This is a genomic window from Burkholderia sp. Bmkn7 (assembly GCF_041103175.1).
Taxonomy (GTDB): domain Bacteria; phylum Pseudomonadota; class Gammaproteobacteria; order Burkholderiales; family Burkholderiaceae; genus Burkholderia; species Burkholderia cepacia.
The window spans coordinates 526,725-548,187 of the sequence record NZ_JBGCUH010000003.1 but is presented as its reverse complement, the minus strand read 5'-3'; the positions used below and the strand labels follow the sequence as shown (position 1 = coordinate 548,187).

At 66.9% G+C, this 21,463-nt stretch carries 20 protein-coding genes; 4 read left to right on the top strand and 16 right to left on the bottom strand.

The genetic code is table 11. The features are described 5' to 3' along the window. Window positions 1-36 precede the first annotated feature (36 nt). The 7 genes from AB3K92_RS23985 to AB3K92_RS23955 all read right to left on the bottom strand — a co-directional run bounded on the left by AB3K92_RS23985 (window position 37) and on the right by AB3K92_RS23955 (window position 6,987). Entirely contained in the window at window positions 37-1,221 is a 1,185-nt protein-coding gene (locus AB3K92_RS23985; protein ID WP_369466854.1) for a deoxyguanosinetriphosphate triphosphohydrolase, read from the bottom strand. 66 nt (window positions 1,222-1,287) lie between these two features. Further along, entirely contained in the window at window positions 1,288-2,367 is a 1,080-nt protein-coding gene (aroB, locus tag AB3K92_RS23980) for a 3-dehydroquinate synthase (protein ID WP_027788565.1), read from the bottom strand. Continuing rightward, window positions 2,364-2,918, bottom strand: a complete 555-nt coding sequence (gene aroK, locus AB3K92_RS23975) for a shikimate kinase AroK (RefSeq protein ID WP_034189844.1) — start codon at window positions 2,916-2,918, stop codon at window positions 2,364-2,366. Before aroK ends, aroB begins: the two co-directional genes overlap by 4 nt. A gap of 40 nt (window positions 2,919-2,958) precedes the next feature. Continuing rightward, entirely contained in the window at window positions 2,959-4,602 is a 1,644-nt protein-coding gene (pilQ, locus tag AB3K92_RS23970) for a type IV pilus secretin PilQ (RefSeq protein WP_369465945.1), read from the bottom strand. Further along, window positions 4,599-5,465, bottom strand: coding sequence for a pilus assembly protein (locus tag AB3K92_RS23965; protein WP_369465944.1), 867 nt, complete (start codon window positions 5,463-5,465; stop codon window positions 4,599-4,601). The genes pilQ and AB3K92_RS23965 overlap by 4 nt, the downstream gene beginning before the upstream one ends. After that, on the bottom strand, window positions 5,462-6,070 hold the full coding sequence (locus AB3K92_RS23960) for a hypothetical protein (RefSeq protein ID WP_059857802.1): 609 nt from the start codon (window positions 6,068-6,070) through the stop codon (window positions 5,462-5,464). The genes AB3K92_RS23965 and AB3K92_RS23960 overlap by 4 nt, the downstream gene beginning before the upstream one ends. After that, window positions 6,067-6,987 (bottom strand): competence protein ComA, encoded by a 921-nt coding sequence (locus tag AB3K92_RS23955; RefSeq protein WP_369465943.1) that lies wholly within the window; start codon window positions 6,985-6,987, stop codon window positions 6,067-6,069. Before AB3K92_RS23955 ends, AB3K92_RS23960 begins: the two co-directional genes overlap by 4 nt. 219 nt (window positions 6,988-7,206) lie before the next feature. Here AB3K92_RS23955 and AB3K92_RS23950 point away from each other — a divergent pair, with 219 nt between their 5' ends. Further along, a complete protein-coding gene (locus AB3K92_RS23950) occupies window positions 7,207-9,600 on the top strand; it encodes a penicillin-binding protein 1A (protein WP_048025740.1) in 2,394 nt (797 codons plus the stop codon). Window positions 9,601-9,678: 78 nt separating this feature from the next. On the opposite strand, the gene cyaY is transcribed toward AB3K92_RS23950, so the two are convergent. Next, window positions 9,679-10,005 carry an iron donor protein CyaY gene (gene cyaY / locus AB3K92_RS23945; protein WP_021161744.1) on the bottom strand — a complete coding sequence of 109 codons (327 nt, stop codon included), beginning with the start codon at window positions 10,003-10,005 and terminating at the stop codon, window positions 9,679-9,681. A 36-nt stretch (window positions 10,006-10,041) separates the two neighbouring features. On the opposite strand from cyaY, the gene AB3K92_RS23940 reads away from it, so the two are divergent. After that, window positions 10,042-10,320, top strand: coding sequence for a lipoprotein (locus tag AB3K92_RS23940; RefSeq protein WP_060130758.1), 279 nt, complete (start codon window positions 10,042-10,044; stop codon window positions 10,318-10,320). Between the two features lie 76 nt (window positions 10,321-10,396). Here the strand turns inward: AB3K92_RS23940 and msrQ are convergent, their stop codons facing one another. From msrQ to AB3K92_RS23915, 5 genes are all read right to left on the bottom strand, one after another. Continuing rightward, entirely contained in the window at window positions 10,397-11,083 is a 687-nt protein-coding gene (msrQ, locus tag AB3K92_RS23935; RefSeq protein WP_059857799.1) for a protein-methionine-sulfoxide reductase heme-binding subunit MsrQ, read from the bottom strand. 20 nt (window positions 11,084-11,103) lie between these two features. After that, window positions 11,104-12,099, bottom strand: a complete 996-nt coding sequence (gene msrP, locus AB3K92_RS23930) for a protein-methionine-sulfoxide reductase catalytic subunit MsrP (RefSeq protein WP_059857798.1) — start codon at window positions 12,097-12,099, stop codon at window positions 11,104-11,106. 158 nt (window positions 12,100-12,257) lie between these two features. Beyond that, window positions 12,258-13,448: a c-type cytochrome biogenesis protein CcsB gene (gene ccsB, locus AB3K92_RS23925; protein ID WP_021161740.1), complete on the bottom strand. Its 1,191-nt coding sequence runs from the start codon at window positions 13,446-13,448 to the stop codon at window positions 12,258-12,260. A gap of 4 nt (window positions 13,449-13,452) precedes the next feature. Then, complete coding sequence (locus AB3K92_RS23920) at window positions 13,453-15,669, bottom strand: cytochrome c biogenesis protein ResB (RefSeq protein ID WP_369465942.1); 2,217 nt, start codon at window positions 15,667-15,669, stop codon at window positions 13,453-13,455. Window positions 15,670-15,791: 122 nt separating this feature from the next. Then, window positions 15,792-16,445: a cytochrome c gene (locus tag AB3K92_RS23915; RefSeq protein WP_042976545.1), complete on the bottom strand. Its 654-nt coding sequence runs from the start codon at window positions 16,443-16,445 to the stop codon at window positions 15,792-15,794. A gap of 214 nt (window positions 16,446-16,659) precedes the next feature. Between AB3K92_RS23915 and yihA the strand changes: the two genes are divergently transcribed. Together yihA and hemB are read left to right on the top strand one after the other, a co-directional pair. Further along, complete coding sequence (yihA, locus tag AB3K92_RS23910) at window positions 16,660-17,319, top strand: ribosome biogenesis GTP-binding protein YihA/YsxC (RefSeq protein ID WP_021161737.1); 660 nt, start codon at window positions 16,660-16,662, stop codon at window positions 17,317-17,319. Between the two features lie 253 nt (window positions 17,320-17,572). Further along, window positions 17,573-18,571, top strand: a complete 999-nt coding sequence (gene hemB, locus AB3K92_RS23905) for a porphobilinogen synthase (RefSeq protein ID WP_021161736.1) — start codon at window positions 17,573-17,575, stop codon at window positions 18,569-18,571. Between the two features lie 95 nt (window positions 18,572-18,666). On the opposite strand, the gene dsbD is transcribed toward hemB, so the two are convergent. The 3 genes from dsbD to rplQ all read right to left on the bottom strand — a co-directional run bounded on the left by dsbD (window position 18,667) and on the right by rplQ (window position 21,440). After that, window positions 18,667-20,517, bottom strand: a complete 1,851-nt coding sequence (dsbD, locus tag AB3K92_RS23900) for a protein-disulfide reductase DsbD (protein WP_369465941.1) — start codon at window positions 20,515-20,517, stop codon at window positions 18,667-18,669. Next, window positions 20,510-20,836, bottom strand: coding sequence for a divalent-cation tolerance protein CutA (gene cutA / locus AB3K92_RS23895; RefSeq protein ID WP_021161734.1), 327 nt, complete (start codon window positions 20,834-20,836; stop codon window positions 20,510-20,512). Before cutA ends, dsbD begins: the two co-directional genes overlap by 8 nt. Before the next feature lie 208 nt (window positions 20,837-21,044). After that, window positions 21,045-21,440 (bottom strand): 50S ribosomal protein L17, encoded by a 396-nt coding sequence (gene rplQ / locus AB3K92_RS23890; protein WP_006477175.1) that lies wholly within the window; start codon window positions 21,438-21,440, stop codon window positions 21,045-21,047. Between the last annotated feature and the right edge of the window lie 23 nt (window positions 21,441-21,463).

The following is a 21,463-nucleotide window of genomic DNA, read 5'->3' as shown; positions in this document are numbered from 1 at the left end:
ATTGAACCGGCGAAGTCTAGTGATCGTTTGTGACAGTCAGTTGTCGTTGATGACGAACAGGCGCTGATACTCCTTCAGCGCGAAGCGGTCGGTCATGCCGGCGATGTAGTGCGCGACGAGGCGCGGCTGCTGCGCGGCGTCGTCGGACTGGTACGGCGGCGGCAGCAGCCGCGGATCGTCGATGAACGCATCGAACAGCCCGGTGACGACGCGCTGCGCCTTGCTCGCCATGCGCATCACCTTGTAGTGGCGATAGAGGTTCTTGAAGAGGAAACGCTTGAGGGCGGCCGCCTGGGCGGCAACGGATTCGCTGTGCGACACGAGCGGCGGCGCCGCGCGCACGTCGTCGAGCGACGCCGGCGCGACGCGCGCGAGATTGCGCGTCGTTTCGTCGATCAGGTCGACGATCAGCGTGTTGATGATGCGGCGCACCGTCTCGTGCACGAGACGGCGGCCTTCGAGGTGCGGGAACTCGGCGAGCGCCGCCTCGTAGTGGTGCTGCCACAGCTCGACTTCCGCGAGCTGCTCGATCGTGATCAGGCCGGAACGCAGGCCGTCGTCGACGTCGTGGTTGTTGTACGCGATCTCGTCCGCGATGTTGGCAAGCTGCGCTTCGAGCGACGGCTGGCGGCCCTGCAGGAAGCGCTCGCCGAGCGCGCCGAGCTTGCGCGCATTCTCGCGCGAGCAGTGCTTCAGAATGCCTTCGCGTGTCTCGAAGCACAGGTTCAGCCCGTTGAACGCGCCGTAGTGCTCCTCGAGCTCGTCGACGACCGCCAGGCTCTGCAGGTTGTGCTCGAAGCCGCCATGCTCGCGCATGCAGGCGTTCAGCGCGTCCTGCCCGGCATGGCCGAACGGCGTATGGCCGAGATCGTGCGCGAGCGAGATCGCCTCGACGAGATCCTCGTTCAGGCGCAGGTTGCGCGCAACCGAGCGGGCGATCTGCGCGACTTCGAGGCTGTGCGTGAGACGCGTGCGGAACAGGTCGCCTTCATGATTGACGAAGACTTGCGTCTTGTATTCGAGCCGGCGAAACGCGGTCGAATGGACGATGCGGTCGCGGTCGCGCTGGAATTCGGTGCGCGCCGCCGGCGGTGTTTCCGGATGGCGGCGGCCGCGCGACTGCGACGCGTGCGCGGCATACGGAGCGAGATGGGCTTCCAGCGCCGCCAGTGTCGGCGGCTCGGCCACCGGCGCAGCGGATACGCGGCCGGCTTCGGGCAGTGTGCTGCTGGATGTCTCGCTCACGTCTCCTCCATGTCAGGGGCGCCGGGGCATCCGGGCCGCCCGTTAGCGGGTCGTCTGCGCCAGTGTAGCGAATACGGCTTCGTCCGGCGCCTGCGTGATCAACGTATCGCCGAATCGCTTCAGCAGGATGAACTTGATCGCGCCGGCCTCCGCCTTCTTGTCGACGCGCATCAGGTCCATGTAGCGCGCGTCGCCGAGCGCGGGCCCGCGGGTCGGCAGGTGTGCAGCCGCGATCACCGCATCGAGGCGCTGCCGCGACGCTTCGTCGAGCAGGCCGAGCCGCACCGACAGGTCGCCTGCCATCACCATCCCGCAGCCGACCGCCTCGCCGTGCAGCCACTCGCCGTAGCCGAGCCCGGCCTCGATCGCATGACCGAACGTGTGGCCGAAGTTCAGGATCGCGCGCAGGCCGCCTTCGCGTTCGTCGGCCGCCACCACGCTCGCCTTGATCTCGCACGAGCGCTTCACCGCGTGCGCGAGCGCAGCCGGGTCGCGACGGTTCAGCGCGTCGACGTTCGCCTCGATCCAGTCGAAGAATGCCGCATCGGCGATCGCGCCGGTCTTGATGATCTCGGCGACACCGGCCGCCAGTTCACGGTCGGGCAACGTCGTCAGCGCGCCGATGTCCGCGATCACGGCCTGCGGCTGGTAGAACGCGCCGATCATGTTCTTGCCGAGCGGGTGGTTGATGCCCGTCTTGCCACCGACCGACGAATCGACCTGCGACAGCAGCGTCGTCGGCACCTGGATGAACGGCACGCCGCGCATGTAGCATGCGGCCGCAAAGCCCGTCATGTCGCCGATCACGCCGCCGCCGAGCGCGACGAGCGTCGTCTTGCGATCCGCGCGGTCGGTCAGCAGGCCGTCGAAGATCAGGTTCAGCGTCTCCCAGTTCTTGTACGCCTCGCCGTCCGGCAGCACGACCGTCGACACACGCTTGCCGAGCGGCGCGAGCGCCGCGCGCAGCGCGTCGCCGTAGAGCGGATCGACCGTCGTGTTCGTGACGATCGTGACGGAAGAACCCTTGATGTGAGGTGCGAACAGCTCGGCGCGGCCGATCAGGCCGGCGCCAATGTGAATCGGATAGGCGCGGTCGCCCAGGTCGACGTTGACAGTAATCATGCTTGTAGCGGCTTGGCGATGACGCCCGCCAGTTCGAGTTGCATCAACACCATGTTGACGAGACCGTTGACCGACGGACGGCCGGTCTCGATGACGAAATCCGCGCATTCGCGGTACAGCGGGTCGCGCACTTCATACAGCGCTTCGAGGCGCCCTTTCGGGTCGTCGGTCTGCAGCAGCGGGCGGTTCTTGTCCTTGCGCGTGCGCAGCCACAGGTCGTGCGGGTTCGCGCGCAGGTAGACGACGATACCGTTGCTTTTCAGGCAGTCGCGATTTTCCGGGCGCAGCACCGCGCCGCCGCCCGTCGCGAGCACGATGTTCTCGCGCTGCGTGAGATCGGCGATGACCTGCGTTTCGCGATCGCGAAACCCGGCCTCGCCCTCCAGTTCGAAGATCACCGGAATGCGCGCGCCCGTGCGGGCCTCGATTTCGTGGTCGGAGTCGAAGAACGTCCTGTCGAGACGACGCGCGACCGCACGGCCCACGGTGGTCTTACCCGCTCCCATAAGGCCGACGAAAAATACGTTTGCATGTGGGTCCCGCGCTTGCAACGGCTTCCTCTGCTTCAATCTTGCTGGTGTGTGGCGCAGCTTACTGGCAAAGCGGCTGCCTTGTCGAGCCTGCGCCGACGGCTTCCGGCCCCGTTTTTTCGGCATCCGCGCTGCCCATGCCGCGTGCATCGCAGCGCGCATCGACGACCGTCGGCGTGATGAAGACGACCAGTTCGCTGCGCTGGTCGCGTTGCGCGCGGTGCCGGAAAAGCGCGCCCAGAAACGGTATTTTGCCCAAGAGCGGCACGCGCGTCACATCGTTCCGGTTCAGTTGCTCATAGATCCCGCCGATCGCGACCGTCCCGCCGTTCTCGACCTCGACGCGCGTCTGTACGTGCTTCGTATGAATCGCGGGGCCGGCCGCCGTCGGCTCGCCGACGCTGTCCTTCGTCACGTCCAGGTCGAGCACGACGCGCCCGTCCGGCGTGATCTGCGGCTCGACCTCGAGCTTGAGCGTCGCCCGGCGGAACTGCACGCCGCTCACGCCATTGCCCACCTTCGCCTGGTACGGCAGCTCCGAACCCTGTTCGACGATCGCCTTGACACGATCGGCGGTCACCACGCGCGGGCTCGAAACGATCTGGCCCCGCCCCTGTGCCTCGAGCGCGCTCAGTTCGACGTCGAGCACACGGCTGAGCGGCGCGGCAAACAGCGTGAAGCCGGCGGTCGCCGCTTCGAAGCCGCCGAGCGGCCGCCCAGCAAGGTCGAGCGCGTTGCGCGCGCCGGTCGTGAACGAGGCGCTTTCGCTCGCACTCTCGCCCGACGGCGGCCGCGCCTGCGCCCTCAGCGCGACACGTGCGCCCAGATTGCGCGAAAAACCTTGCTCGCCCTCGACGATGCGGGCCTCGATCCGGACCTGCCGCGACGGCCGGTCGATCGCCTCGATCAGGCTCGCGACCTGGTCGAGGCGCGGCGCGAGATCGGTGACGAACAGCAGGTTCGTCCGCGGATCCGCCGCCGCGGCGCCGCGCTTCGACAGCAGGCGCTGGCCGGTCGCGCCGGCCAGCAGCCGTTGCACGTCCTGCGCGCGCGGATAGCGCAGCGCGAACGTCCGGCTCGCAAGCGGCTCCAGATCCGCGGCCCGCGCGTGCATTTCGAAGCGCTCGCGTTCGCGCGCCGCCAGCTCGGCCGCCGGCGTGACCCATATCACGTTACCCCGCCGCGACATCGCGAGCCCGTGCGTGTCGAGCAGCGTGTCGAAGGCGTCGCGCCAGCGGACATTGTTCAGACGTAACGTGACAGTGCCGCGCACCTGCTCGCCGACGACGATATTGAGCCCGGTGAACCGCGCGAACGCGTCGAACGCGGCCGCAAGCCCCGCTCCCTGCAGATTCAGCGAAATCCGCCGTGCGTCGTCCGCATCGCCTGGTTGCCACGCCGCGGCGTCACCCATCCGGGCCGGCGGCGCCAACGGGATCGGCGGCCCCTCCAGCCCGGGTGCCGGGGCGGCGGCCTCCGCCTGAAGCGCCGTGCGAGCCGCCTGGTCGAACGGCGGCAGGCCGGCCTCCGCGGATGCTGGGCCGTCCGCCCCGTCCACCGCGCGTTGGGGCAACGGCAGGCCCGGCACCGGCATCTCCGTCGATGCTGCAGGCCAGACGGCCGGCAGCGGCGGCAACGAGGCGCTTGCACCGGCCGCCGTCAATCCGGCCCAGACGGCGAGCGCCCGACATCCCTGCTTCATCATGGGCGCCTCCCGTCGTCCAGGGCGACTCGGTACGCGCCATCCGCCGTCGCGAGCGTCACGGCGACGGGATCGACTCGCACCACCCGCGCGGCCCCGAGGGCTTCGCCGGGCACCAAGGCCGCGAATGCGCCGTCGCCGTCGTCGAACAACGCGAGACCGGCGCGCCTATCACGAATCGTGCCGGCGAGGCGGGCAGCCGCCCCCTCCGTTTCAGGCGAGCCGGCCTCGCCGAACGGATCGGCGCCGGGCGCGTCGGCCAGAACCGGCGTCTCCCCGCCCTTGGACGTCGTCGCCGGTAACCCCGGAAACACGTCGACCGCCATTTCCACACGCACGGCCTCCCTTCCTCGTTCGACACGCAGCGTGGTCGGCACCGCCAGCACCGGGAAACGCGCCAGCCATCCGACCGTCTGCAGCAACGCGCGAAACCCGCCGTCCGCGACGATGCGCACCGAGCGCTGCCCTTCCGGCACTGCCCCCTCGGCGCGCAGTAGTTCGATCGATACGCCGCGCAGCCCGCTCGACGCGGCGCGATCGGCCAGCTCCAGCATCAACGCGGCCCATTCCGGCTCACGCGACGAGCGATCGCCGTCGGCCGCCGCCGGATGCGCGTCGTGTTGCCGTGCAGCGGCTGCGAGAACACGCTGCGCGTCGGCCTCTTGCTTCTGCGCCGCCGCCAGCAACGCGCGGCTGTGCGCGAGCCCGCTCCAGTCCGCGGCATTCGCCAGATGAATGCCGCCCGTCAGCACGGCCGCGAACGCGAGCACGCAGCCTGCGACATGCGCAGTCGCCGGCGACACGCGCCGCACGCCGCTCCGCCATCCGCCGCGATGCGGTGCGGGCCGATGCGCGAGCGCCGTCATGCGCCGCCTCCCGATGCTTTCCGGGACGGCATCGCGTCGTGCCAGCGCAACTGGACCGAGAACCGGAACGGCATCCCGCCGGCGGCGACCGGCGCATCCGGGGTTGGCTTCAATGCATCGATATCGATCCGCCAGCCACGCTGCTCGCGCGCCATCCCCGCGAGCCATCGTGCGGCCGCCCGATAGCTCACGGCGCGGACATCGAGCACGGCACCCGCCGACGTCGTGCGCAGCGCATCGAGCCGAACCGTGCCGTCGTGCACCTGCGCCAGGGTCGCCAGCAGCCCCGCGACGTGCCGGTAAGGTGCGGCACGCGCGGCCGCCTGCGCGTCACGCTGCGCGACGACGGCCGCCGCATTGGCGGCGCGCGTCGCGGCACCCACCTGTGGCTGCAACTGCCGCAGCCGCGCCTCCACGATTGCGCGCTCCGCATCCACACGCCACCGCGCCCCGCTGGCGGCGCCCGTCCACAGGCCGGCGCCGAGTACGCCGAGCAGAATCGCCGTACCGCACTGCGCGGCCCGACGACGTCGCAACGCCCGCGCCAGCCGCTCACGGTACGGCAACAGGTTGAAGCCGCCCGGCTCCGCACGGAGGGCCGTCATTCCCACACTCCGCGCAATGCCAGCCCGAATGCAACAGCCAATGCCGGGCCGCCCGGCATGCCGGTGGACAGGCACGATTGCGCGCTCCAGCCCGTGCAGTCGAACGGCACCGCAACCGCGCCGACCACGTCGCCGATCTCGGCGACGGACGTATCGAAGCGTGCAATACAGCGCTCGTCCCCGGCCACGAGGACACAGCACACGGCCCCGAGCGCGCGCCGGCGCAATGCATCGGAAAACGCCCCCGGCGCCGCGACGGACAGCTTCAGCACCGGTACGGCCGACGAACCGTCGATTCGCCAGCCTTGCACGCCCGAGTCATGGAACCAGAGCGCCGCGCAGGGGCCCGCCTGCGCGTCGAGTTCGCATTGCGCCGCATAGCGCAACGCACGCAGCGCCGCGGCCGACTCGCAGTCGACCACCGTCAGATCGACACCAGCCTGCGCGGCCACGTCGACCCGCCGTTCGAGCAGCGCCAGCGAGGCCACGGCAACCTCGATCTCCCCCGCACCGCCGTCCTGCCGCCAGTCGAACGCGAGACTGTCCGGCGCGAGCCCCGAAATGCGTTCGGCCGCCTGCCGCGCGGCGTCCTCGACGTCGTCCCGCCCGGCCAGGTCCAGCATCGCGGTGCGCATCTCGTCATCGTGCAACGCCATCACGCCGCGCGCGCTACACCGCACGTCGGCCGCCGACAGTCTCGACACGGCCGCGGCCAGCGCCCGCGCAACCGCCGCCCAACGCGCATCCTCCGGCCCGCCCGCCAACCCGACCGGCTCCCGCTCCAGCCCCTCGACGCACACCTCGGCGCCCCGGCCACGTCGGCTCAGCACGACCACCCTCACCTCGTCCGCACCGACGTCGATTCCCGTCGACCGGTGCCCGCCCTGCGCAAACCGCGCCCGCCATCTTCCCGCCATCCCAGCCTCCCGAGCTCGTCGCGGCCCACGCCGCGTTTCCGAGACTGATTCTGCAAAACGGCGCGTCGGGCCGACAGTCGGCCTAACGGCCAGCATCCGCTCGCGACGGCCGCGCGCGGGCTATGCTGGAAGTGCGCCGGCCCGCGGCTTCAGGGCGGGCGGCCCCCGCGTCAGGACCGGTCTTACCGGGCAGCTATAATCGCGGGACTGTTTTCCGGTATGCCTATGCAATCCACGACTCCTACGTCCCCGCCTCCCGCCCCGGAGCCGAAGAAGCGGCCCTGGTGGCAAAAAGTCCTGCTCGGATTCGCCACGATGTGCGTGGCGCTCGTCGTGGCCGGCGGCCTCGTGCTCGGCTACGCGCTCGTCGTCGCGTGGCCGAACATGCCGTCGCTCGACGCGCTGACCGACTATCGCCCGAAGGTGCCGCTGCGCATCTATACGTCCGATCACGTGCTGATCGGCGAATTCGGCGAAGAGCGCCGCGACGTCGTCCATTTCAAGGACGTGCCCGATTCGCTGAAGAAGGCGATCCTCGCGATCGAGGACGCGCGGTTCTACGATCACGGCGGTGTCGACCTCACCGGCATCGTGCGCGCCGGCTTCGTCGCGCTGACGAACGGCCATGCGTCGCAGGGGGCGAGCACGATCACGATGCAGGTTGCGCGCAATTTCTTCCTGTCGAGCGAGAAGACCTACACGCGCAAGATCTACGAGATGCTGCTCGCGTACCGGATCGAGCGTGCGCTGACGAAGGATCAGATTCTCGAGGTCTACATGAATCAGATCTATCTCGGCCAGCGCGCATACGGCTTCGCGAGCGCCGCGCGGGTCTACTTCGGCAAGGACCTGAAGGACATCACGCTCGCCGAAGCGGCGATGCTCGCGGGGCTGCCGAAGGCGCCGTCCGCGTACAACCCGGTCGTGAACCCGAAGCGCGCGAAGGTGCGCCAGGAATACATCCTGCAACGGATGCTCGAGCTGAACTTCATCTCGCGCGAGCAGTACGACGAGGCCGTCGCACAGCCGCTCGTCGTCAAGGGGCCGGGCCGCGATTTCAGCGTGCACGCCGAGTACGTCGCGGAAATGGTCCGACAAATGATGTACGCGCAATACCACGAGGAAACCTACACGCGCGGCTTCAACGTCGTCACGACGATCGACTCCGCGGATCAGCAGGTCGCCTATACCGCGCTGCGCAAGGGCATCATGGATTACGAACGCCGGCACGGCTATCGGGGGCCGGAAGGCTTCATCGAGCTGCCGGCCGGCGCCGACGACCGCGAACAGGCGATCGACGATGCGCTGCTCGAACACCCCGACAACGGCGAACTGATTGCAGCGGTCGTCACGGCCGCAAACCCGCGCCAGATCACGGTCGCGTTCATCGACGGCAGCAATGCGACGATCGAAGGCGACAACCTGCGCTTCGCGTCGGGCGCGCTGTCGGCCAATGCGCAGCCGAATCGCCGCATCCGCCCGGGCGCGATCGTCCGCGTCGTGAAGAACGACGCCGGCAAATGGTCGATCACGCAGTTGCCGCAGGTCGAGGGGGCGTTCCTGTCGATCGTCCCGCAGGACGGCGCGATCCGCTCGCTCGTCGGCGGCTTCGACTACAACAAGAACAAGTTCAACCACGTCACGCAGGCGTGGCGGCAGCCGGGTTCGTCGTTCAAGCCGTTCATCTATTCGGCGTCGCTCGACAAGGGCCTCGGGCCGGCGACGGTGATCAACGACGGTCCGCTGTATTTCAGCGCGGCCGAAACGGGCGGCCAGCCGTGGGAGCCGAAGAACTACGGCGGCGGCTTCGAAGGCCCGATGTCGATGCGCACCGCGCTGCAGCGCTCGCGCAACCTCGTGTCGATCCGGATCCTGAACCACATCGGCACGAAGTACGCGCAGCAGTACATCACGCGCTTCGGCTTCGACGCGGAACGCCATCCGGCGTACCTGCCGATGGCACTCGGCGCGGGCCAGGTCACGCCGCTGCAGATGGCGGGCGCGTATTCGGTATTCGCGAACGGCGGCTACCGCGTCAATCCGTACCTGATCGCCGAAGTCACCGATCCGAGCGGCGCGATCGTCGTGCGCGCGCAGCCGCTCGTCGCCGAACAGAATGCGCCGCGCGCCATCGACGCGCGTAACGCGTACGTGATGAACAGCCTGCTGCAGAGCGTCGCGCAACGCGGCACGGGTGCACGGACCAACGTGCTGAAGCGCACCGACCTCGCGGGCAAGACCGGCACGACGAACGACTCGCACGACGCGTGGTTCGCCGGCTACCAGCACACGCTCGCCGCGATCGCGTGGATCGGCTACGACAATCCGCGCAGCCTCGGCGATCGCGAAACGGGCGGCGGCCTCTCGCTGCCCGTCTGGATCGACTACATGGGTGCCGCGCTGAAGGGTGTGCCCGAGTTCAAGCCGACGATGCCGGACGGCGTCGAATCGCTCGGCGGCGAGCTGTACTTCACCGAGTTCGCACCGGGTCACGGCTTCGTGTCGACGGTCGGCGTGCCGCAGGCACCGGCCGCGCAAAACGTCGATGCGACCGTGCCGCACGTCGACGAGCAGGAAAAGCAGGACATCATGAACCTGTTCCAGGCGCACTGACCGTCGGCCCGGACATGAAAAAAGCGCCCCGCGGGGCGCTTTTTTCGTTGGGTCACGCGTCGGGGCGGGCCCCGATCGTCATGCGCTGAACGTGATCGGCAGGCCAGCCTGCTGCGTCGCGTATTCGGTGAGCGCCGAAAAGAACTCGGTGCCAGTGCGTGTATCGCGCCATGCGCCGTCGATGAACCGGTAATGGAAACCGCCGGCCTTCGCGGCAATCCACACCTCCTTCATCGGCGGCTGCAGGTTGACGATGATCTTCGAGCCGTTCTCGAACGTCAGCGTCAGGACGCTGCCGTTGCGCTCCAGATCGATGTCGTGATCGCCGTCGTTGGCGTCGTCGACGGTACGCTCGACGGCCGCCAGCACGGCCTCGGCACGGGTCAGGTATTCGGTATCGGACATGCTAAACTCTATCGGTTCAATTGTTCAGGGACGATCATGCGAGTCGTTTTCCGGATGAGCGCGATTGTAGCGGCTTTGGCGATTCTTGCCGGCTGCGGTCAAAGCGGCGCGCTCTATCTGCCCACCGTGCCTCCGCTGCCCAAGCCACTCCAGCAGCAGGACACACCGCCGTCGGACGTGAAGCCGACCGATGAAAACGCGTCGTCCGACAGTGTGCCCGATTCGTCCGGCACGCCGCTCATGCTGTCGCCCGAATTGTCGAGCGGGACATCCGCCACGGCTGCACCGGCATCGAGCCCGGCTGTCGCGAAGTAACGACGCGCCGCCTGCGCAGGCTCGCGAAACGAGGCGATGACTTCCCGGTCATCGCCTTTTGTTTTTGGCTGCGCCATCACGCGCGCACGCGCCGCCATCCCCATGCAACCAGCCGCCAGCCGAGCAGCGCGACGACGATCGCCGCATACAGCTTCGGCTGCGCGAGATCGTGCTTGCCGGCCCTCATCCACCAGAAGTGCAGCACACCGAACAGCGCGATCGCGTAGATCGCGCTGTGCAGCGTCGCCCAGTGGCGGCCGAGCCGGCGCACCATCGCGCGCGGCGACGTTGCCGCGAGCGGAATCAGCAGCACGAACGCGGCGAAACCGACCGTGATGAACGGGCGCTTGCCGACGTCCTTCAGGATCGCGACGACGTCGAACCACTTGTCGAACCACAGGTAAGTCGTGAAGTGCAGCGTCGCGTAGAAGAACGCGAACAGCCCGATCATCCGGCGAAAGCGCAGCAGCGTGGCGAACCCCGTCATGCGCCGAAGCGGCGTGATGGCGAGCGTGACGCATAGCATCACGAGCGTCCAGAGGCCCGTCGAGCGCGTGATGAACTCGATCGGATTCGCGCCGAGCCTGTCGATCAGCCCGAACAGCACGAGACGCGTGAGCGGATAAAGGCCCGCCGCGAATACCAGCACCTTGGCCGGCGCGAGCCAGCGCGGCGCGGCAGGGCGAGTCGCACCGGCCCGCACGGCACGTGCAGCCGGGCCGGCGCCCGCTGCACGCGCGGGCGTCAGCGTCGAAGGAGGCATGTCGTTTCTCACCTTCGCCCTCAGAAATTCTTCTTCAGGTCCATGCCCTGATACATCGACGCGACCAGGTCGCCGTAGCCGTTGAACATCAGCGTCTTGCGCTTCGGCGTGAAAAAGCCGTCCTCGCCGATGCGCCGCTCGGTCGCCTGGCTCCAGCGCGGATGATCGACGTTCGGGTTCACGTTCGAATAAAAACCGTACTCGTTCGACGCATACGTGTTCCAGCTCGTCTTCGGCTGCTTGTCGACGAAGCGAATCTTCACGAGCGACTTCGCGCTCTTGAAGCCGTACTTCCACGGCACGACGATACGCACCGGCGCGCCGTTCTGGTTCGGCAGCACCTGTCCGTAGACGCCCATCGTCAGCAGCGTCAGCGGATTCATCGCCTCGTCCATCCGCAGCCCTTCCGAGTACGGCCAGTCGAGCACGGGTGTCGACAGGCCGGGCATCTGCGACGGGTCGGCCAGCGTGATGAACTGCACGTATTTCGCATTGCCGGTCGGCTGCACCCGCTTGATCAGCTCGGACAGCGGTACGCCGATCCACGGGATCACCATCGACCATCCCTCGACGCAGCGCAACCGGTACACGCGCTCCTCGAGCGGCGCGAGCTTCAGCAGTTCGTCGAGATCGAACACCTTCGGATGCAGCACCTCGCCCTCGACGCTGACACGCCACGGGCGCGGCCGCAGCGTGCCCGCATTCTGCGCGGGGTCGCTCTTGTCGGTGCCGAATTCGTAGAAGTTGTTGTAGGACGTGATGTCCTTGAACGGCGTCACCTTGTCGGCCGCGACGAACTTCGGGTTCGTTTTCGCCGCGAGCTTCGCCGCCCGCGCGTCGGGCGACGCATAGGCGGCAAATGCCGCGCCGCTGCCGCCGAGCAGCCCGCCCGCCGCCGCGAGGCCGGCCGCCTGCAACACGCGCCGCCGGTTCTCGAAGACCGCGCGCGGCGTGATTTCGCCGGGCGCGATATCGCCACCGGTCATTACGTTCAGCAAAGGGCGTTTGATCCACATCGTGCTGCTCCTCCTGCCTGCGCCACGCGCAGCTTCATGGGCGTTCGACCGGCCTCATCTTGCGCCGTTCGATGGCCGGACCGCCCGTCCGTTACAAAAGAAAACCGCCGGGCACGCAGTGCACCGGCGGTCTCATAGTCGGACGAGCAGCGGGAATCTTACAGCTTGCCGTAGCTGTGCAGCCCGGACAGGAACATGTTGACGCCGAGGAACGCGAAGGTCGTCACGAGCAGCCCCGTCAGCGCCCACCACGCGGCCACCGTCCCGCGCAGGCCCTTCATCAGGCGCATGTGCAGCCACGCCGCATAGTTGAGCCACACGATCAGCGCCCAGGTTTCCTTCGGGTCCCAGCTCCAGTAGCCGCCCCATGCCTCGGCCGCCCAGAGCGCGCCGAGGATCGTCGCGATCGTGAAGAACGCGAAACCGACCGCGATCGACTTGTACATCACGTCGTCGAGCACGTCGAGCGTCGGCAGGCGATCGGCGAGCACGCCGCGCTCCTTCATCAGGTACGCGACCGACACCATCGCCGACAGCGCGAAGCTGCCGTAGCCGATGAAGTTCGCCGGCACGTGGATCTTCATCCACCAGCTCTGCAGCGCCGGCACGAGCGGCTGGATCTGCTGCGCATCGCGCGCGACCGAGTACCACATCAGGAAGCCCACCGCCGCGCTGATCACCAGCAGCACGAACGCGCCGAGCGAACGCGTCCCGTAGTGACCTTCGTAATACAGATAGAGCAGCGCGGTGATCAGGCTGAACAGCACGAACACTTCATAGAGGTTCGACACCGGAATGTGCCCGACATCCGCACCGATCAGGTAGGACTCGTACCAGCGCACCATCAGGCCGGTGAAGCCCATCAGCACGGCAACCCACGTGAGCTTCTGACCGATCGCGGAGCCCGATTCCGAACGCGCGAGCAGGCCGATCCAGTAGAAGATCGTCGCGAGCACGAATAGCGCGCTCATCCACAGGATGGCCGACTGGCTCGACAGGAAGTACTTGAGGAGGAACGCCGAATCGGCGCGCGCGAGATCGCCCTGGTAGATCTGGATCGACAGCAGCGCCAGCACGGCGATCGACGCCATCATCAGCCGCGCGGGCTTCCAGCGCCAGCCGAGCGCGATGAGCGCCGGCACGGTGCCGATCATCACCGCCTTGTCGTAGTAATCCATGTGCGCGTTGTAGTGCACGAGCGCATAGCCCGCGCCCACCACGAGCGCCAGTGCGAACAGCCAGTCGAGCAACGACAGGCGCGCGAGGAACGGACGATCGTCGAACAGCGGTGCCGTGACCGGCGCCTGGGCCGACGCCCGATGGGAAGAGGAAACTTGCGTGAGATCCATGATGTTACCGGGTGGAATTCTCGGAATCGGAACCGCCGCCGGCAGGCGAGCGGGCCGTCGATGCCGCACCGGCCGGCGCGGCATCGCGAGGTGCGGCGTGCAAGGCGGCACCGGCCGCGTCGCGCGTCTGCACGTATTCTTTCTCGAAATCGAAGGTCTTGCGGGCCGTGGACATTGCCATCACCACATCGACGCCCGAACCGGCGTCCTTCAGCCAGAACCAGAGGCGCCGCTCGCGCACGTAGAACATCGAGAAGATGCCGGCGACCAGCAGCAGGCTGCCAAGATACACCAGATTCTTGCCGGGTGCGCGCGTCAACTGAAATACCGAAGCTTGCACCTGCTTGAATGAGTCAAGCTGCAAATAGACCGGCGATCCATACAAAAAGCTGTCGGATAGCGCGTTGATCGCGTTCTGTACGAAACGGATCGTGTCGGTGCCCTGCTGTGCCGCCGGCTCCCCCGCACGCTCGCGCGCGATCTGCCAGACCTCCCACATCGAGCCTTCGAGCATCCGCAGCAGCAGGCTCGCGGCCTTCTCCTGCTCGGCCTTGGGCACCGAGCGATCGATGAACGTCGCCACGGCCTGGAAGCCGCCGATCGGCTGGCCGTCGGCGCCGCGGCCGACGCTGTCGTCGCTCGCCGCAAACAGGGTCAGCACCTTCAACGCGCTGTCCTGCAGGCGGCCGCGCAGCGATGCGTCGGTGCCCGGCAGCGAACGCTGCGCGAAGCGCGCGGCGGCTTCGGCGCGCACGGAGGGATCCTCGAGCGCGGCGCGCAGGTGCATCCATTCACCGATCGAATCCTGGCCGTCGGCCGGAATCCGCATGTAGCGGAACGGGTCGTTCGGGCTCGTGCGCACGCCGGCGAGGAACACGCGCTCGCCGTTCATGTCGACGGGCAGCATGTAGTTGTTGAATTCGCGCGCCTGGCCGTCCTTGCCGCGGATCTTGTACTGCACGGACGGGCCGATGTTGTGGAGCTGCGTCGGCTTCGACGTCTTCGCGCCTGAGCCGAGCCGTTCGTCGAACACTTCCTTCAGCGAGCTCGTCGTCGCCACACCACGCACGTCCGGCTTGCCGTTCGCGTCGGCCATGTTCTCGACGTTGATCGCGCGGAAATCGGCGAACTCGATCGTGTCGCCGTCGGCGCCCGGCATCTGCAGCGGCGCCGAACTGCCGATCGTGCCCTGCACGGGGAAGGTCTTCGCGTTGCCGCCCGTCATCGGATAGGCCGTCATCTGCATCTGCGAGCCGCCGTCCTGGAAGCTCGACTGGTAGATCGACACACCCTTGTACGTGAACGGCTTGTTGACCTCGACGCGCGCCGGGATTTTCCGGCCGGTCTCGCGATCGATCACGACGATGTCGCTCGCGAACAGTTTCGGCATGCCCGTCGTGTAGTAGTCGACGATGAACTTGTTGAGCTGGATCGAGAACGGCAGGTCCTGGATCAGCGAGCCGCTCGGCTGGTTCAGGATCGCGGTCGACACGAACTGGCCCTCGGGCACCCACGCGTAGCCGCGGAACGTCGGGTTCGACGCGGACAGGCGATGGTCGGGCGAGATCTCGCTGATCGTCGCGCTCGTGTTGACCGGGCTCTTGCCGAACATCCACATCTGGAATTTGATCGGCAGGTTGCTGTCGAGCAGGCCGCCGATACAGATCACGACGATCGCGAGGTGCGCGGAAATGTAGCCCCACTTGGTCATCGCGCCGCGCTTCGCGGAGATCAGCGTCGCGCCGTCGTTTTCACGCACGACGTGCTTGTAGCCGGCCTTGGTGACGAAGGTGGCGAGCGTTGCCGTGACGGTCGCGCGCGTGCCGGACGCCGTGTACTCGGCCTTGTGGTGGAAAGCCCGCAGGCTGCCTTCGCGAACCTTGTCCTTCCAGCTCTTTGCATCGGCGAGCATCTTCGGTGCGTTGCGGATCACGCACAGCGAGATCGACACGACGAGGAAGATCAGGATCAGCATGAACCACCACGCGCTGTACACGTTGTACAGGCCGAGCGAGCGGAAGATGTCCGCCCAGAACGGCCCGAACTGGTTCACGTAATTCGGATACGGATCGTCCTGGGTCAGGACCGTGCCGATGATGCTCGCAATCGACAGCACCACCAGCAACGCAATCGCGAAGCGCATCGAGCTCAGCAGCTCGACCGCGCGCTTCGACGCACCCTGACCCGACTTCGACTGCAACCCCGACGTGGTAACGCTCATTCAAACTCCGACTGACAACAAAAAAGGGCAAGGCGGCCGCGACTGCGCGGCGCCCCACCCTTTTCTTGTTCTGACTCCGGCCGCCCTTCGGGCGTCCGGTCATTTCATTCGCGGCTGACCGCTCAACGCAGGCCCGCGATGTAATCCGCGACGGCCTTGATCTCGTTGTCCGACAGCCGCGTCGCGATCTGATGCATCGCCTCGTTGTTGTTGCGCGCGCCGGCACCCTGCTGGAACGCGGTCAACTGCGCGACCGTGTAATCGGCCCACTGCCCCGACAGACGCGGATACTGGACCGGGAGACCCTGCCCTGTCGGCCCGTGGCAGCTCGCGCAGGCGGGTACGCCCTTCTCCGCGATGCCGCCGCGATAGATCTTCTGGCCGATCGGCACAGTCGCCGCATCGCGTGCGGTGCCGAGCTTCGTCGTCTGCGACCCGTAGTACGCGGCGACGTTGCGCATGTCGTCCGCGCTCAGCGCGCTCGCGAATCCGACCATCACCGCGTTGGTCCGCGCCGGCCCCTTCGCGCCCGGCTGCGTCTTGAAGTCGTTCAACTGCTTGACCAGATATTCGGGATGCTGGCCGGCAAGCTTCGGGAAACTGCCCGACGCGCTATTGCCATCGGCACCGTGACACGATGCGCACACCTGCCCGGCAATCGCCTTGCCGCGGTCGAGATCCGGCTTTGCCGCCTCCGCCGCGTTTGCCTCCGCCACGAAACCTACGAACCCTGCTGCAACCTGAAGCACCATCAGAGACTTGCACAGTCGATTCATTCGCACACCCTGTTTCGTCTTGTGGGAATTTGAGGTTCTGCAAAAAACGACGGCGTTCAGTCTACCGCAGAAGCCACATAAAAGCGCGAGGCAGGCGCCCGGTGGCCTTCGGTAAAACCGCCGTATTGTACAATATCGTGTTGAAAGCTCCCGCGCCTATCGGGGCTACCCCGCCTCCACCAAGCGGCTCGCGCCGCCCGTCCTTCCGGTTCCCATGGCCTTTCTGCTCCATCAAGCCCGCTTCTACACGACCGTCAACCATCTGCGCGACCTGCCGCCGACGGTCCAGCCGGAAATCGCGTTCGCGGGCCGCTCGAATGCCGGCAAGTCGACGGCGATCAACGTGCTGTGCAACCAGAAGCGGCTGGCCTTCGCGTCGAAGACGCCCGGCCGCACGCAGCATATCAACTACTTCTCCGTCGGCCCGGCCGCCGAGCCCGTCGCGAATCTCGTCGACCTGCCCGGCTACGGCTACGCGGAAGTGCCCGGCGCCGCCAAGGCCCACTGGGAAATGCTGCTGTCGTCCTACCTGGCAACCCGCTCGCAGCTTTGCGGCCTGATTCTGATGATGGATTCGCGCCGCCCGCTGACCGACCTCGATCGCCGCATGATCGAGTGGTTCGTACCGACCGGCAAGCCGATCCACACGCTGCTGACGAAGTGCGACAAATTGACGCGGCAAGAAAGCATCAATGCGCTGCGGACCACGCAAAAGGGGCTCGATGCGTATCGTGACCAGGGCGTCCAGGGCAAGCTGACGGTCCAGCTGTTCTCCGCGATGAAGCGCACGGGGCTCGACGAGGCGCACGAACTGATCGAGAGCTGGGTGCGGCCGTCCGCCGCCGACGAAAAAAGCGAGCCTGTAGCACAATGATCGGGCAACGCGCGGCCGGGATCGGCGGCGCGCACCTGACGGCGCCTGCGGATTCGGCCGGCTCATAAAAAAACCCGCCGTTGAACGGCGGGTCAAACAGCCTAATCGAAAAACGACAGGCACCCGCTCAGGGAGGAGAAGCGGGGAGCTGCACGCGACGCGTGCCGCTCGATCGCTATCATATACCAACGCTCCCGAAAATGACCGAAGGGTTCCGTAAGGTCCTTCTTGCCCTGATTTCTACCCAATCGCCATGAGCTTTCATCCGCTTCATCGTCCGCGCCGGATGCGCCGCGACGACTTCTCCCGGCGCCTGATGCGCGAAAACCGCCTGACCACCGACGACCTGATCTATCCGGTATTCGTCGTCGAAGGCACCAACGAACGGCAGCCGGTGCCGTCGATGCCCGGCGTCGAACGCGTGTCCGTCGATCTGCTGATGCATGTCGCCGAGCAATGCGTCGAACTCGGCGTGCCTGTGCTGTCGCTGTTCCCGGCCATCGAGCCGTCGGTGAAAACGCCTGACGGCCGCGAGGCAGCCAACCCGGAAGGGCTGATCCCGCGCGCGGTGCGCGAGCTGAAGAAGCGCTTCCCCGAGCTCGGCGTGCTGACCGACGTCGCACTCGATCCGTACACGAGCCACGGCCAGGACGGCGTGCTCGACGAGAACGGCTACGTGATCAACGACGACACGATCGAGATCCTGATCGATCAGGCACGCGCACAGGCGGAAGCCGGCGTCGACATCGTCGCGCCGTCGGACATGATGGACGGCCGCATCGGCGCAATCCGCGAGATGCTGGAAAGCGACGGCCATATCCATACGCGCATCATGGCCTATTCGGCCAAGTTCGCATCGGCGTTCTATGGCCCGTTCCGCGACGCGGTCGGCTCGGCGTCCAACCTGGGCAAGGGCAACAAGATGACCTACCAGATGGATCCGGCGAACAGCGACGAAGCGTTGCGCGAAGTGCGCCTCGACATCGACGAAGGCGCCGACATGGTGATGGTCAAGCCCGGCATGCCGTATCTCGACATCGTGCGCCGGGTGAAGGACGAGTTCCGCTTCCCGACCTACGTGTACCAGGTGAGCGGCGAATACGCGATGCTGAAGGCCGCCGCGATGAACGGGTGGCTCGACCACGACAAGGTCGTGCTCGAATCGCTGCTCGCGTTCAAGCGTGCGGGCGCCGACGGCGTGCTCACGTACTTCGCACTCGACGCCGCACGCCTCCTGAAAGCGCAGCGCTGAGCCACGCGCCGGCAGCGCCACGAAAAACGGCGGGACACTTCGGTGTCCCGCCGTTTTCATTTGCAGTCGGTGTACAAGCCACCGACAAGCGTGCGCTACACCGTTGGTACCGCCGCGCGATCGAGACTGCGCAGAAACGTCTCGGCCGCCTGATAGCCGACCACACGGCCGATTTCGTTGCCGTTGCGATCGAAGAAGATGATGCCGGGCGGCCCGAACAGGTTGAAGCGCTTGAGCAGCGCCTGGTCGTCCGGATTGTTCGCGGTGACGTCCGCACGTACCAGGTGAAGCTGCGCGAGCCGCGCCTGCACGCGTGAATCCGTGAACGTCAGATGCTCCATCTCCTTGCAGCTCACGCACCAGTCGGCGTAGAAGTCGAGCATCACGGGCTGGCCCGACGTCTTCAGCAGCGCGTCGAGTTCGCCGCTGGAGCGCACCGACGCGAACGCCGGCCCCTGCTGCCCGGCAGCCGCACCGGCTGCCGACACATCGCCCGACGCGACCGTGCGCGCAGCAAGGACAGCCAGCGGTTTCACGGGGTCGTTGGAGCCCGCTGCAAGACCGACCAGCAGCGTCGCCGCCCAGATCGCGAGCGCGGCGCCGAGGCCACGGCCGAGGCGGCGCCAGATCGACGCGGCGCCGGCATGCGGCGTGAACAGGCCAAGCGCCGCGGCCGTGATGAGCAGCCACAACGCGGCGAGCACCATCTTCAGGCCGCCGGCCAGCACCGGCCACACGATCCACAGCGCGGCCGCGAGCAGCACGATGCCGAAGAACACCTTCACGCCGTCCATCCATGCACCTGCGCGCGGCAGCACCGTACCCGCACCGATGCCGACCACGAGCAACGGCACGCCGAGCCCCAGCCCCATCGCGAACAGCGCGGCACCACCGAGCAGCGCATTGCCCGTATGTGCGATGAAAGCGAGCACCGCGAACAGCGGCGCCGTCATGCATGCGCCGACCACCAGCGCGGACAACGCGCCCATCGCGGCAACCGCAACGAAGTGACCGCCCTGTCGCGCGCTCGACACTTCGGCTGCACCGTTCTGCCAGCGCGCGGGCAGCGCGATGTCCTTGCCCGAAATCAGCGACACCGCGAACGCGGTGAGCAGCACGCCGAACGTGCCGAGCACCCACGGGTTCTGCAGCCACGCGCCGAGGCTCTGGCCGACCAGCGCCGCGGCGATGCCCAGCACCGTATAGACGAGCGCCATACCGACCACGTACGTCAGCGACAGCGCAAAGCCGCGCGCATGCGTCGCGCGCGTGCCTTGGCCGATGATGATCGCCGACACGATCGGGATCATCGGGTAAGAACACGGCAGGAGGCTCAGCACGACGCCCGCGACGAAATACAGCGCGACGATCGTGAAGAAGCCATGCCCCTCGAGCAGCGACTGCGCGAAATCGGCGCTCGTGACCTTCTCGAACCAACTGCCCTCGGCAGCCGCATCGCCGGAAGACGAGGCCGCACCCAGCGCGGCGCCGTCGACCTTCACGACGTGCTCGGCGGGCGGATAGCAGATCCCTTCGTCGGCGCAGCCCTGCGACGTCACCGCGAGCTCGAACGGCCCCTGCGCCTGCTTGACGGGCACGTGAACGACGACTTCGTCGCGGTAGGTCTCGACATTCTTCTGGAACGTCTGGTCGAACTTCACATGGCCGGCGGGGAACTGCGGCTCGCCGAGCGTCGCCTGCCCGCTCTTCACCGCGAACGCGAACCGCTCGCGGTACAGGTAATAGCCGTTGGCGACCTTGAAGCGAACGTCCACCTGCCCCGGCGATTCGCTCGCGCTGAACTTGAACGCCACCGACGGATCGAGGAAATCGTCGGCCGCACGCGCGACCGACAGGCCGCCGCCCAGCACGAGCATGAACGACAACAGGACTGCGAGGAACCGCGGCGCGCGCACGCGCACGGAAAGCGCCATACCGTTAAACATGAAATAGACGTTGAGTTTCGCTGGTCACCCACTGGCCGTAGGCGGCCGAGGCCGTCGCCTGCCACGAGACGATTTCCGGCGTCTCGTATGGATGATGCGCGAGAATAAATCGCTCCAGTTCGAGCGCCCGCACGGGGCTCGTCTTGAACAGCAACTGGATCTCGTCGGCCGTTTCGACCTTGCCCTGCCAGTGATAGCGCGACCTGATCGCACCGAGCTCCGACACACACGCGGCAAGCCGCGCATCGAGCGCACCGGCGGAAAGCGCTTCGGCGGTCGCGGCATCGGGCACCGTCGTCAGCATCAGCACCACTATCATCCGCATCCTCCTGGCTGGTCTATCGGCACCTGACTCCTGCCGACGCACAGTGCCCACCCGGGAGCGCACCGGCTGCCCCGTATCGTAGCGCAGCCCGCGCAACGCTGCCGGCACCGCCCTGCGACAATCGATCGCAGCTGCCGCTTCAAAAACAAAAAGGGCCAAGCAATTGCTCGGCCCCTTTCAGATACTGCTGCGTACCGGAAGCTTATTCAGCTTCTTGCACGTTTTCCGTTTCGTCGACTTCCGGACGATCGAGCAGCTCGACCAGTGCCATCGGTGCGTTGTCGCCCACGCGGAAGCCGAACTTCAGCACGCGCAGGTAGCCGCCCGGACGGTTCGCGAAACGCGGACCGAGCACGTCGAACAGCTTCGCCACCGAGTCACGATCGCGCAGGCGGTTGAACGCCAGGCGACGGTTTGCCAGCGACGGCTTCTTGCCGAGCGTGATCAGCGGCTCGACGACTTTACGGAGTTCCTTCGCCTTCGGCAGCGTCGTCTTGATGACTTCGTGCTCGATCAGCGAGTTGGACATGTTACGGAGCATAGCCAGACGGTGGCTGCTCGTGCGGTTCAGTTTCCGCAGACCATGACGATGGCGCATTTCAGTTTCCTTGATTCAAAGTT